The sequence below is a fragment of the Micromonospora sp. BQ11 genome, assembly GCF_052068135.1.
Lineage (GTDB): Bacteria > Actinomycetota > Actinomycetes > Mycobacteriales > Micromonosporaceae > Micromonospora.
Genome location: NZ_JBQHDB010000013.1, coordinates 58,548 through 72,009, shown reverse-complemented (window position 1 = coordinate 72,009; position 13,462 = coordinate 58,548). Strand labels below are relative to the sequence as shown.

Here is a 13,462-nt window from a genome sequence, read left to right as displayed (position 1 = left end):
GACTCCGGCGGCTGCCGCTGTCAGCGGGAACGGAGGCGGAGTAGCCGCCGTTCCCGAGTGCCCCAACCGCCGTCCCGCACCGCCCCGGCATCGCCTAGCGCCGACGGCGTAGCACCCCCGTGGCATACAGGACACCGAAGGCGCCGGCGAAGACAGCCAACAGGACTCCTACCCACGCGGCAGCATTCATGGGCTCCCTGCTTCCCCACCCCGGCCCGGTCCATGCCGCCGTGACGCACCAGTTCCCCGCCGGGCCCCGCCCGGTCGGGCACCGGCAGGTCGATAGGCGACTTCCGATCCGCTGACTAAGGTGTACGCCGGGCCGGGCGGGGGTGAGATCACTGTGGAGCAGCGGCTGGTCGCCGAGCGGTACCGGCTGCTCGACCTGGTCGGGCGCGGCGGCATGGGTCGGGTCTGGCGGGCCCGGGACGAGGTGCTGCACCGCGAGGTCGCGGTCAAGCAGGTGGTCCCGCCGAGCTGGCTCACCGACGAGGAACGCGACGAACTGCGCTCCCGGGCGCTGCGCGAGGCGCGGACGGCCGCCCGGATCGACCACCCGAACGTGGTCCGCGTCTACGACGTGGTCCGGTGCGGCGACAGCCCGTGGATCGTGATGGAGTTCGTCCCGTCCCGGACCCTCCAGGACGTCCTGGACACCGAGGGCCGGCTACCGCCGGACCGGGCGGCGGCGGTCGGGCTGGCGCTGCTCGCCGGTCTGCGCGCCGCGCACACCGCGGGTGTCCTGCACCGCGACGTCAAGCCGCAGAACGTGCTCGTCGCCCACGACGGGCGGGTGTTGCTCACCGACTTCGGGCTCGCCGTGTTCGACGGCGGCGACGGCGCGATGACCCGGCCCGGCATGGTCCTCGGCTCCCCGCAGTACGTCGCCCCGGAGCGCGCCGCCGAGGGCGTGTCCAGTGTGGCGGCGGACCTGTGGTCGCTGGGCGCGACGCTGCACGCCGTGGTCGAGGGCCGCTCCCCGTACGCCCGCAGCACCGCCATGGCGACGCTCAGCGCCCTCGCCGCCGGTCCGCCCGACCCGGCGCCGCACGCCGGTCCGCTGGCCCCGGTCCTGGCCGGCCTGCTGCGGCGCGACCCACGACGGCGGACCGACCACGAGGAGACCCACCGCCGGCTCACCACGGCGGCCGGGCAGCCCGGCTCCGACCGGACGGAGGCCGACGCCGCGGGCGAGACCGTGCCGCTGTCCCGCCCCACGGGCCGGCCCGGCGTCGACGGGTCCCCGGCCGAGGGCGGGCGGCTTCCGGTGACGCCCGCCGGCCCGGGCGGGGACACGGGCGCACCCGACCCGGTGGATCCCGGCAGGCGCGGCGGCAGCGACGCGGTCCCCGCCCCCCGCGCGGCGCTGCGGCGCTGGGGGGTGGTCGTGGTCGGGGTCGCGGTCGTGGTCGCCACGGCGGCCGGCGTGGGCACCGCGCTGGTTGTCGCCGATCGTCCCGACAACGGCCCGGACGCGACGTGGTCGGTGGGCGACCCGGGCGGGCACCCGCCGCCGAAGGGCCACGACCGTCCGGGTGGTCCGCGCGGTCCCGCACCGGGCGACCCCCGGGTCACCACGGCGGCCCGGCGGGACGCCCCGCACCCCGGACGTCGGCCACCGCCGGGAAACCGGCCTCCGCCGCCCTTCCCCTGCGTCCGGCCGTACGCCGACGGCACCCCCGTGGTCGCCGCGCCCGCGCCGCCCGAGGTGTCCTTCCACCCGCCGTCGGGCTGGGTCTGGCACGCCGACCACGGTCTCCGCGTGGCCGTGCCGGCCGGCTGGCGTCACTCCCGCGACGGCGACGTCGCCTGCTACCAGGACCCGCAGACCGGCCGGACGCTCAGCGTGGCCACCTCCTCCGACGCCACGGCCGATGCCCTCGACCGGCTCCGGGCCGCCCGTGATCGCGCGCGGGCGGCGGGTACCCTGCCCGGGTACGCGGAGATTCGGCTCGGCACGACCGCCGACTCGGCGGAGTGGGAGTGCGAGTGGGACACACCGCACGGCGACCGGCTGCGCGCCGTGCAGGTCGTGTCGACCGGCCCCACCGAGGCGACCTCCCACACGTTGGGCTGGATCACCCGGGACGGCGACCGGGCCGGGGCGGCGGAGCAGTTCCAGACCATTCGCGCAAGCCTGCGGCCGGCCGCGTGAGCCGATCACGACACGGCGGACGGCCGACCTATTGCAGCAGGCTGGGCTGGTCGATCACCCACAACCACGTGCCGTCGGACTGACGGCGAGCCACCTCGACAGTGACACCGCCGTCGGCCAGGCGTACCGACGTGAGGGCCAGGTCGCCGTTTCGCAGCGTGGGCTGCTGCTGCCCAGGAGTGAAGGTGGGCTTGTCGGCGACCAGATGCTCATACGCCTGGCGGATCTCCCTGCTGCCCGTGGCGACCTGGCCGCTCGGCAACGCGAGCACCGCGTCCGGTTCATACAGAGCCACCAGACCGTCGACGTCGCCCGCATTGAGCCGCTCCACGACGAACCGGCTGAGATCTTCTGGCTGCTCAGCTCGCTTCCGGACATCATCGCTGGTCATCGCCTGCATCTCCCACGGGTGGCGGCGCGGGCCGTCCTGCGCTGGTTCATCCGGTCATTGTGCGAGACCGGAGCAACGGTGCGACTGCCAGACCGGGAGCGTCCCCGCGTGAGCAGGCGACGACACGATGGACGGCGGATGAGATATTCCGGAATGCTGACTATCGTGTGACTCGGGGTGACCGAGGGGGAGCGCGCGTGCGCGATGGGCTGATCGCGGGCCGGTACCGGCTGCTCGACCTGGTCGGCACCGGCGGAATGGGCCGGGTCTGGCTGGCCCGGGACGAGATGCTGCACCGGGACGTCGCGGTCAAGGAGATCGTCCCGCCGACCTGGCTCGCCGAATCCGAGCGCGCGGAGCTGCGGCTGCGGACCCTGCGCGAGGCGCGCACGGCCGCCCGACTCACCCATCCGAACGTGGTGCGGGTGTACGACGTCGTCCACGACGGAGGCAGCCCGTGGATCGTCATGGAGTACGTCCGGTCCCGCTCCGTCCAGCAGATCCTCACCACCGAAGGCCCCCTGGATCCCCGGCGTACCGCACGGATCGGCCTGGCGGTACTGGCCGCGCTGCGGGCCGCGCACGCCGCCGGAGTGCTGCACCGCGACGTGAAGCCGCACAACGTGCTGGTCGCCGACGACGGACGGGTGGTGCTCACCGACTTCGGGCTGGCCGCCTTCGAAAGCGGCGACGGCGCGATGACCGGTCCCGGCATGGTGCTCGGCTCACCGCAGTACGTCGCCCCGGAACGGGCCCGCGACGGCGTCTCGGACCCCCGCACCGACCTGTGGTCGCTGGGCGCCACGCTCTACGCCGCCGTCGAGGGGCAGTCCCCGTACGCCCGGGCGAACACGATGGCCACGCTCAGCGCGCTGGCCACCGAACCGCCCGACCTCATGCGCCGGGCCGGGCCGCTGCGTCCGGTGCTGGCCGGGCTGCTGCAACGCGACCCGTGGCGGCGCCTGACCGCGGCTGAGGCCGAGCCTCTGCTGCTCGCGGCGGCGGCCGACCACGACCGCCCGGTCGGTCCGGACCTGCCCCCCACGGGTCCGGGCGCGGCGCCCCCGGTGGCCCGTCCCGCCACCCGCGTCCCGGCGCCGGCCGGCCACGACCGTCGGACCGGGCGCGACGACACGACCGGGCGCGACGAGCCCACCGAGCGCGACGCCATCGGGTACGACGAGCCGACCGCCCCCGGCCCTCCGGCCGCCCGGGACGAGCCGACCGGAGCGGCCGGCACCGGACCGGCACGGCGGCGACGGCGGTGGCTCGTGGCCGGCAGCGCCGCCGCCACGCTGCTCGTCGCGGCGGGGATCGGCGTCGCGCTGGCTCGGCCGGACGACCCGAGGACGCCCTCCCCCGGGTCGGGCGCGGGCTCGTCGGCACCCCGGCCCGCCGCGTTCGCCTGCTCCACCCCGCCACCGCCCGAGGCGACGCCCGTCCCGTCGAGGCCGCCGCCGCCCGGAGCGCTGCGGCTGGTCGACAACTGGACGTGGCACGAGGACCCGGCCGGCTGGCGGATCGCCGCGCCGGTGGCCTGGCTGCGCTGGACGGAGGGGTCGGCGACCTGCTTCCGCGAACCGGGCGGCCCGCGCGTCCTCAGCGTGGAGGGCGGCCCGCGTCGCGCCGACCCGGTCGCGTGGTGGCGGTCGGAGGAGCGGCGGCTCACGGCGGGCGACAGCGCGCTGCGCGACTACCGGAAGGTGGACATCTCGGCCCTGGACATGTTCGGCGGGGCGGCCCTGTGGGAGTGCGCGTGGACCAACGCCGCCGGGGATCGCGTCCAGACCGCCCGGCTCCTGGCGAACACCTCCACCGATCGCGCGTACACCGTCTCCTGGCTGACGAGGGAGTTCGACTGGGGGATCAACCGGGAGTTCTTCCTGATGATCCGGCAGAGCTTCACACCGTTGCCCTGAGGGGTTCCCCAGTGGACCGACCGGGCGATGCCCCTGCGCCGACACGCCGAACTACAGTGACGTAGTTTTGGCGCTCAAGATCCCCGGGAAGGGTGAACCGACATGATGGGACCGTCCCACGCGCTGTCCGGCGCGGCGGTGTGGTTGTCCGGGTCGTGGGCGCTGGACCACTTCTACGACTACGAGCAGTCACCGCTGGCGATCGCCGTCGGCACGGCGGTGTGCGCCGGTGGGGCGCTCTTCCCGGACCTCGACCTGTCCGGCAAGGTGACCCGCAACCAGGGCGGGGCCACCGTGGCCCGCACGTTCGGCGTGTTCTCGCTGTTCATCGCCGAGGTGACGGAGAAGGTCTCGCTCGGCGTCTACTACGCGACGAAGCTGAGCAGGGATCCCCGCCGCAACAACGGCCACCGCACGCTGACCCACACACTGCCGTTCACCGCCCTGGTCGGCTGGGGCACCACCGCGCTCTGCGCCGCGTACGGCAAGTGGGCCGTGATCGGCATCCTGTTCTTCATGTTCGGCCTGGCCCTGCGCGGCCTGTTCGACGAGTGGGCGGAGCGGGCCGGCTGGGTCATCGTCACCCTCGCCTCGGCCGCCGCGGCCTGGTTCACCTTCGCCAACCTGCCCGGTGACCGTGGCTATCCGATGATCGGCCTGGCCGTCGGGGTGGGCTGTTTCGTGCACATCATCGGGGACATGATCACCCGGGCCGGGGTGCCGATCCTCTGGCCGATCCCGATCAAGCGACGCATGTGGACGATGATCAGCCTGCCCGACCGTATCGCCCTGCGGGCCGGTGGCAAGACCGAGGTGGTGGTGGTCCGCACCGCGCTGACGATCGTCTCCGTGCTCGCCACCCTCGGGCTGGTCGCTCCGTCGGTCCTGCAACGCTTCAACATCGACGTGTGATCCCGGTGACCGACGCCCACCTGCCGCCAGCGGCCGACGCCGAGGTGCCCGCGTTCTGGCGGGCTCTCGGCCTGCCCGGGCTCGCCGACGTGCACGTGCACTTCCTGCCGCCGCGACTGCTGCGGCGGGTCTGGGCGTACTTCGACGCGGCCGGGCCCCTGGTCGGCACCGAGTGGCCGATCCGGTACCGGTGGAGCGACGCCGAGCGGGTCGCCCACCTGGGCAGGCTCGGCGTACGGGCGTTCAGTGCCCTCGCGTACGCCCACCGGCCCGGCATGGCGGCGGAGCTGAACCGGTGGACGCTGGAGTTCGCCGCGGCCACGCCGGGATGTCTGCCCTCGGCGACGTTCTTCCCCGAGCCGGAGGCCGAGCGGTACGTCGCCGACGCCCTCGACGCCGGCGCCCGGGTGTTCAAGGTGCACGTGCAGGTGGGCAACTTCGCGCTGACCGACCCGGCGCTGGACCGGGTCTGGGGGATGCTCGCCGACGCGGGCGTCCCGGTGGTCACGCACGTCGGACACGCGCCGGTCGGCACCGACCACACCGGACCCGATCCGTTCGCCGCCCTGCTCGCCCGGCACCCGACGCTCACCGCGGTGGTGGCGCACATGGGCGCACCGGACTACGGCGCGTTCCTCGACCTCGCCGAGTCCCACGAGCGGGTGTGCCTGGACACGACGATGGCGTTCACCGCGTTCTTCGACCAGTTCGTGCCGTTCCCCGCCGACGAGCTGCCCCGGCTGCGCGCGCTGGGGCTGGCCGGCAAGGTGCTGCTGGGCAGCGACTTCCCGAACATCCCCTACCCGTACGCCGACCAGCTCACCGGGCTGGCCCGGCTCGACCTGGGCGACGACTGGCTGCGCGCGGTCTGCTGGCACAACGCCGCCGCCCTGTTCGACCTGGACGGGTAGCTCAGACGCCGACGCGCTGCGGCGGGACGGTCAGGCCGTACAACGCCATCAGCTCGGGACTGTCGACCCGGCTGCCGTCGGCCACGGAGTCGCAGGCGATGTCGACGATCTGGTCCTTGTGCGCCAACAGGTACGGCCGGGCGCCCACGTCGGCGCTGGCCAGGGTGGCGATGCCGGACCAGTGCCGGCGACCGAAGAGCATCGGGTAGCCGCGCAGCCCGGCGTAGGTGGCGCAGACCAGCACGTCCGGGTACGGCAGCGCGGCCACCCGGCGTACCGCGGCGGTGGTCAGGCCCGGCATGTCGACGGGGACCACCACCACCGCCTCGATCCCCTCGTCGTCGAGGGCGGACAGGCCGGCCCGGATGGACGAGCCGACCCCGGTGCCCCACGCGCGGTTGACCACGACCGTGGCCCGGGTCAGGTCCGCCGTCTCGCGGACCTGGTCGGCCGCGGCGCCCAGGACGACCACGATCCGCTCGCAGCCCGCCTCGGTCATCGTGTCGATCATCTGGTTCACCAGGGGCTTCTCCCCCTGGTGCAGCAGGGCCTCCGGTCCGCCGATGCGGCGTCCCCCGCCCGCGGCGATGATCATTCCTGCGATCCGGTTCAGCTGGGCCCCCTCCACAGTGGGACGGGCCGGCACTCTGGCGCCCGTCCGTCCCGTCCTACGCACACCGGTTGCAACGAACGCGGCGGGACGTGAGTAGCGGGGCAAATCGCATCGATTACGCATCTATGCCATCCGGTGCCCTCCGGTCAATTCGACGGTCAGAGCCGCCGGCGGCGCAGCCCTTTCCGCGTGAACGTTTCGCCGAGTAGCAGCGTGGCCGCGCTCCTGCCGACCGCCGGCTGACTCACGGAGCTGTTCGTGTCCCCTGCTTACCTCGCTCGAACGTTGCCGAGGTGGTGCGCTTACCGACCGGTCTTAGCCTCGCGTCCGACGCAGTGACGACCGGAGGGACGACGGGCACGCGACGGTATCGGGGCGCTGTGGTGGCGTTGGTGTTGGCGCTGGCCAGCGGTGGCGGGGTGGCGGTCGCCGCGGACCGGCGGTCCGGTCCGGTGCCACCGGTGAGCGGGCAGGGCAGCGTACAGGCCGCCCTGCCCGGACGTGCCGTGTGCCGTACCGTCACCTACACCCCGGTGGACACCGAGCCGCAGGTCGGTGACCTGTGCCGGCCGGCGGAGCAGCGGGACACGCTGGTCATCCTGGTGCACGGCGGGGGTGGGGTGCAGGGCAGCCGTACACACATGGCGGCCTGGTCGGCTCGGCTCGGCTCCGCCGGGTACCCGACCCTGTCGATCGACTACACGCTGTACGACCCGCAGACGGTGGAGCCGCCGGTGTTCCCCCGCCCGGAGCAGGACGTCAAGACGGCCATCCAGTGGGTCCGGATGAAGGCCCCCACGATCGGGGTGCACCCCGACCGAATCGTCATGCTCGGCACCTCCGCCGGGGCGCGGCTGGCCGGGCTGATGCTGGTGACCGCCGACACCCGTGCGTTCCCGGCTCAGGGCGCGTGGCCCGGCGTCTCGACCCGCCTTGCCGGGCTGGTCGGCTTCTACGGCGGCTACAACGGTGGCATGCTCAACCCCGAGCCCTACTACGGTGGTCCGCGCGACAGCACCGCCCCGGCGGTACGTCGACGCTGGACGCAGGCCGACGCGACCGCCCAGGCGGCGCGGGCGAGCGGGCCGGCGCTGTTGGTCCACGGCGACGCTGACACCGTGGCGCCGGTGGCGCAGACCCGCCGCTTCGGCGACGCACTGACCGCAGCCGGCAGGGATGCCGAGGTGGTCGTCGTCCAGGGTGTCGGACACTCCTTCGACCGGGCGAAGAAACCGGGCCGGCCGCTGACCGCCGAAGGCGAGCAGTCGGCCCAACGCGTCCTGGCCTGGCTGTCCCGAATCCGCCACTGACCCGACGGATCTCACCCGCGGCCGAACTCGGGCCGTCACGGCGGACCGGCGCGGGTGGGGGCCCTCACCCGACACCCCCTGTCGCGGAGCCGGAATCGCCGGCACCGCGAGGGGAAACAGAGTCGGTCCCGACGGCCCTCAGTGCGGAGCCCGCGCCGACCGCGATAGCTGGCAGCATCCTGCGCCGGGATCAGCCCGCGAAACGACCCGCCAGAGCGACGACGGCTGGGCGGGCGGCGAAGTCGGCGTCGGGCGTCGATCCGATGGCCAGGTAGTGGGAACGCGCTTGTTCCTGTCGGTCGTCCAGGTAGGCGGCGGCGGCTTGTACCCAGGGCGTGGATACGAAGCCGAACCGGTTGAGCGCGGTGCTGTCACCAGATCGCTTCAAGACTCTCGCCAGGTGAATGCCGGCTTCGGCGGGGTGGACGAAGGGTCGGGGCAGGGCGAGAAGCTCACCGACGGGATCGGTGGCCAGCTCGGGACGGATGGACAGTCGGCAGCAGTGGGCCGAGAAGATTTTGATGATCGCGCCGCCGCGCTCGGCGGCCTCGACGGCAGCGTCGCAGTCGGCGACAGCCGCCGCGTGGTCGCCGCACCGAGCGTGCAGCAGGGCCCGTACGCGCAGAAGGTCGGAGTCCAACTGGTGTCCTCGAGGAGCGAACGCGATCAACTCGTCCCTGAGCTCGGTGAGGTCGCCGGCCCAGTACCGGTGCATCAGCCGCAGCGCGGCGAGCCACGCGTCGTCGCTGTCCGTTCGACGGTCGCCGGCAACGCCAACCGTGTCGCGCAGGAGGTGCTGCGCTGCCAGGAGGTCACCGAAGACCCAGTGGTACGAGATGGCGTTGAACGTGAACGACAACGGTACGGCCAAGTCGTGGCGCCGGGCCAGGGCTTCGGCGTCCTGAAGGTCCTGGAGTGCCCGCCGCTCCCCCATCTGGATGCCCACGATGCCGCGGTGGGCCAGGACCGAGGGCTGAGGGTCGGCGCCCTGATCGTGTTGCTCGTACGCGAGTGCGGCTGCGGACGTGGCGAGTGGGATGTCGCCACCGATTGCCAGTAGCGCCGAGCCGACCGACAGGATCCGCAGCGTCGAAGCCGACGCGGGCTGGGCCATGGTCTGCCTGACGGCGTGCCGTATCTGGCGCAGGGCGGCGCGGCCGTCCCCCCTGGCCCAGGCGAGCCACCCCAGGACCAGTTCGGCCTTGGCCGCCGCGGCGAGGTCTCCAAGACGGACGAGCAGGTCGCAGGCCTCGCGCAGCACGGCATCTCCGCCGACGCCGTGGTGGTAGAGGGATTCCCCGAGATCCAGCAGGACACGGGCGCGCTCGGGACTGCTCTCCGGCACCAGTGTCGCGGCGCAGCGCAGGCGCTGCATGGCCGCGGCGTGGTCGCCGTGGGCCAGGGCGAACACCCCCGCCGCCCGGATCGCCTCGGTAGCCTGACGGCGGAGCAGATCGTCCATCTGGTCGCCGCAGGCCCGGACGGCCTGCTCGAAATGGTGGGCGATCTCGCCCAGCGTCACACCTCGGCCGTGTGGCAGTGCGTCCCACCACCGGGCGGCGGCGTGATGGCCGGCGGCACGGACCAGGTCGTCGAGAGCGAGGTAGCCGACCCGGCGCAGGGCGGCATGCGTGAAGGTGAACTGCTCCTCGCCGGTGATGGTCGAGTGCCAACTGCGCCGCAGGAAGCCGAGGCGGCACAGGAGACGCATCGCCCTCTGCAGGCGGGAGACATCACAAGAACCGGGCTCGATGGATTCGACCACAGCCTGAACCGCCCCTGTCCACACGGTGTCGCCCAGGATGGCGGCCGCGCGGAGCACCGTCGCCTCGGTGCCGGACAGTGTCGCCCAGCGGTTGCTGATGACGTCTTCGAGCGCGGACGGTAGTGCGGTGCCGTCATCGCCGTCACGGTCGATCGTCCGGGCCAACTGCTCCAGGAACAGCGGATTGCCAGCCGCTTGGCGGAGGACCCGGACCACCGCCTCCTCGGAGGCGACGGAAAGGAGTGGGGAGACGATCTGCCGGGCGGCGGACTCGTCGAGGCCGGCAAGTGTCATGGATGTCGCGTTCGCGCTGCCCGCGGCCCAGGTGGGTCGAACCGTGACAAGGTCGGGTCGGCTGGTGCACAGCAGCAGTAGCGGGCGGTCTCCGATGACGAACACCAGGTCTTCGAGGAAGTCGAGCAGCTCGGAACGAGCCCAATGGATGTCCTCGACAACGAGCACGGCGGGGCGTTCGGCGGTCGCGCGGAGGATCTGCAGCCAGGCGTGCCTCACGTCGCTGCCGTCGACGCGGTTGCTCTCATCGCCGATGTCCAACGCCGCGGTGAGAAGTGAGGACGATCCGATTCCCCGGGATCCGGCGAGGAATCGGCTGGCCTTGGCCGTCGCCTCCTGGGCAGCATCTGACACCAGGATCCCCGACTCCGCGGCGAACATCTCGGCCAGCGGAGCGAAGGCGCTCGGCGGAGGCTCGGGGCGGCACCTGGCCGTCCACACCGCCTCCACCCCCGCGGGCAGACCACCGAGCAACTCCTTGACCAAGCGCGACTTTCCTATGCCCGGTTCGCCCACGACGGTCACGAGGTGCCCGGCACCACCGTCGACCACCCGCCGTACCGTTCCGGTCAGGAGAGCGAGTTCGCTCTGCCGCCCGACGAAGCTCGACGCCCCGACGGTGCGCGGAGGAGCTGCACCGGCGAGGCGGCCTGGTTCGTCACCGTTCTCCAGCAGCGCCTGGTGGATCCCGCGCAACCACGTCCCGGGCTCGGTACCAAGTTCGTCCCGTACGACAGCCCGGAACCGGGCGTAGGATGCCAGCGCCTCGGCGTGGCGACCGCAGCGCCGGAGGGCCAGCAACAGCAGCCCCTGTGTGCGCTCGCGAAGCGGTTCCGCCCGGGCTGCGGCCTCCAACTCGGCGACGATCTCGGGATGGTGTCCCAACCGCAGGCTCCACTCCCACATCAGTTCCTGGGCCACCCGTCGCTGCTCCTCCAACACGCAGACCTCCGCGAGATCCTGGAGCGCGGGAATTCCGTCGAGGACAGGCCCGCGCCACAGGCGGATCGCCCGGCCCAGTGTGCTCACTGCTGCGGGGAGGTCAGCCCGGGTGGCATGCGCCCGGGCGGTCGACAGCAGAGACCCGAAGGTGTCGGCGTCGAGCCGGCCGGGTGGTAGAACGAGGCGGTATCCCGCCGACGCGCTGTCCCAGCGCAGGTCGATCTCCTGGCCGGGGTCGGCGCCCGTCGGCTCCCGTACCAGCCGCTTGCGTAGTTCGTGGATCCGCTGGTGCAGCGAGTGGCGGGCGCGCTCCGCCGGCACACCCGGCCACACCACCTCCATCAGCCGTTCAGCCGAGGCGGCACGGGGGTGGTGCAGAGCCAGGTAGCCGAGCACAGCCCGTTGGTGTCGACCACCGAGGGCCACGGGCTGGGGCCCACGAAGAACCTCCAGCGGGCCGAGAAGGCGGATCTCGACGTGATCAGCCTGCACTGCGGAGCCGAGGGGTGTCACGCCGGCCACAGGGCCATCTTGCCGGTTGTCGTATGCGTGCGCGAGGTGAGCGACCCGCAGATTCCACACAGCCTCCACACCCGGCCGCACGTCCGCCGGAGACCGTGATCGCGCACGCCGCATCGCCGGCGATGATCACCACAGCGACGCCTGTGAGTGATTCGTGAGTGGGCTGCGCGACGCTCATCGTGATCGCAGCGACAACCGGGTAGCACCTGCAGCCGGGTGACTCAAGCCAACGAGGCGGGCGTCGGAAACCCATGCACCGGACCAGCGGGACGACGGAGGGCTGCCTACGTCGCGGCGGCGGGCCAGCGCGGTGGCCGCGTCCGGCCACAGGGCACGACGGAGGCATCCGGCACTGCCGAATGCCGTCGCTCCGACCTGAACCATCAGCACCTCAGCCGTCCGACAACGCCGTCGGACTGCCGAACCCTCTGACCCTCCGCACGCAGCACGCGAGGTGGAGACAGACGTACCAGCGAAAGGTTCACATCATGCCACGAAGAAGGCTCCAGGCCGCGATAATCATCGCTGTGGTCGCGGCAGGCTCCAGCCTCGTTGCCACTCCGGCCGCCGCCGACCCCATCATCTACTGGCAGGTCCAGAAGGTGAGGACCGAGGTCGGTGTGCCGCAGGGGGCCGAGGAACTGCTCTACCGGGTCAGGCCGGTGGGAGAGGTGACCCAACCCCAGCCGGTGGTACGCACCATCGTCAGCGAGTGGCGAACCGAGGACTCCACGTCCGCCACGGGTGTCGTCGACTGGGCGGTCGGCGTCGACGGCGAGGCCGGCGCGTTGGCCGAGGTCGGCGTCTCCCGTACCGTCCGGGTCGAGGAGAACCAGGGCGTCGGCGGTCGGGCGGAACTGTCGGGATCCCTGTCGACCACCGTGTCGCGGTCGTCCAGCCGTGGAGCGACCTCCACCTTCTCCTTCTCGGTCAACGGCCCGAGACTCGAGCCACGACGAGGGTTCGACATCTTCGGCTACACCGTCGGTAACAGGCACCACCTGAAGGCGCGGCGCTGTACCGCCGTACCCGGTGGAGGCAACGGTAACGACCTCTGCGGCGGGTGGCGCACGACAACCCTCTACCAGCCCACCGGCATCGGCCTGCGCTTTCAGGGACTGGGATGGAGCGATACCCACTTCTCGGCGATCAAGTGTTGCCAGGGCGACCCCCAGCCGAAATGGATCACCAACAGCAAGCCCGAGCTGGTCGGCGCACAGGTCTGCCCGACGGTGACCGGCGTCGCCCTTGACGCGAAGACCTCGCGGTACAGCTTCAGCTGCGCCTTCGTGAGTGGCACGATCGACGGCACGTTCTCGATGACCTCGGTCAAGGACAACACATACCCCTACGATGTCGACAGCTTCGTCGCCGAACTACGCGGTAACGTCACCGGCAAGATCCGGGTCGTACGCGAGCCGTACCGCGGCAACGCCACGGTCCGCCCCCTCACCATGACCTCCATCGGGCCCGTGACTGCGCGCTCCTGGTGGAGCGGCAACCGGGGCACCTTCAAGATCACTGGCTGGGAAGGAAGCTGATCCGCACCGGCTGCCGGACGTCGGTCCGGCAGCCGGGCTCCCGGCGTCACCGGCCCGTTCCCAACGGGCCGGTGACGCCGCTGACATGGCGCAGGCCCGGGCAGCCTGGACACCACGAGTCAACTTCACCACCCCGATCACCGACCCGGATCGAGGGCCCCCGGCGCACCGGACGATGTCAAAAATA

At 72.4% G+C, this 13,462-nt stretch carries 9 protein-coding genes; 6 read left to right on the top strand and 3 right to left on the bottom strand.

From position 1 onward, the window contains the following. The first annotated feature begins 343 nt into the window (after positions 1 to 343). Positions 344 to 2,155: a protein kinase domain-containing protein gene (locus ACTMSW_RS24465; protein ID WP_441183020.1), complete on the top strand. Its 1,812-nt coding sequence runs from the start codon at positions 344 to 346 to the stop codon at positions 2,153 to 2,155. Between the two features lie 28 nt (positions 2,156 to 2,183). Here ACTMSW_RS24465 and ACTMSW_RS24460 read toward each other — a convergent pair whose 3' ends face one another. Then, complete coding sequence (locus ACTMSW_RS24460) at positions 2,184 to 2,546, bottom strand: YybH family protein (RefSeq protein ID WP_441183019.1); 363 nt, start codon at positions 2,544 to 2,546, stop codon at positions 2,184 to 2,186. Positions 2,547 to 2,743: 197 nt separating this feature from the next. Between ACTMSW_RS24460 and ACTMSW_RS24455 the strand changes: the two genes are divergently transcribed. The 3 genes from ACTMSW_RS24455 (at position 2,744) to ACTMSW_RS24445 (ending at position 6,288) form a co-directional block, all read left to right on the top strand. Further along, positions 2,744 to 4,465: a protein kinase domain-containing protein gene (locus ACTMSW_RS24455; RefSeq protein ID WP_441183018.1), complete on the top strand. Its 1,722-nt coding sequence runs from the start codon at positions 2,744 to 2,746 to the stop codon at positions 4,463 to 4,465. Between the two features lie 102 nt (positions 4,466 to 4,567). After that, complete coding sequence (locus ACTMSW_RS24450; RefSeq protein ID WP_441183017.1) at positions 4,568 to 5,377, top strand: metal-dependent hydrolase; 810 nt, start codon at positions 4,568 to 4,570, stop codon at positions 5,375 to 5,377. Positions 5,378 to 5,397: 20 nt separating this feature from the next. Further along, entirely contained in the window at positions 5,398 to 6,288 is an 891-nt protein-coding gene (locus ACTMSW_RS24445; protein ID WP_441183124.1) for an amidohydrolase family protein, read from the top strand. A 1-nt stretch (position 6,289) separates the two neighbouring features. Here the strand turns inward: ACTMSW_RS24445 and ACTMSW_RS24440 are convergent, their stop codons facing one another. Beyond that, positions 6,290 to 6,883, bottom strand: a complete 594-nt coding sequence (locus ACTMSW_RS24440; RefSeq protein WP_441183016.1) for a nucleotidyltransferase family protein — start codon at positions 6,881 to 6,883, stop codon at positions 6,290 to 6,292. Positions 6,884 to 7,284: 401 nt separating this feature from the next. Between ACTMSW_RS24440 and ACTMSW_RS24435 the strand changes: the two genes are divergently transcribed. Then, positions 7,285 to 8,211 (top strand): alpha/beta hydrolase, encoded by a 927-nt coding sequence (locus ACTMSW_RS24435; RefSeq protein WP_441183015.1) that lies wholly within the window; start codon positions 7,285 to 7,287, stop codon positions 8,209 to 8,211. Positions 8,212 to 8,401: 190 nt separating this feature from the next. Here ACTMSW_RS24435 and ACTMSW_RS24430 read toward each other — a convergent pair whose 3' ends face one another. Then, on the bottom strand, positions 8,402 to 11,608 hold the full coding sequence (locus ACTMSW_RS24430; protein ID WP_441183014.1) for a BTAD domain-containing putative transcriptional regulator: 3,207 nt from the start codon (positions 11,606 to 11,608) through the stop codon (positions 8,402 to 8,404). A 614-nt stretch (positions 11,609 to 12,222) separates the two neighbouring features. On the opposite strand from ACTMSW_RS24430, the gene ACTMSW_RS24425 reads away from it, so the two are divergent. After that, positions 12,223 to 13,275, top strand: coding sequence for a hypothetical protein (locus ACTMSW_RS24425; protein WP_441183013.1), 1,053 nt, complete (start codon positions 12,223 to 12,225; stop codon positions 13,273 to 13,275). Positions 13,276 to 13,462 lie beyond the last annotated feature (187 nt).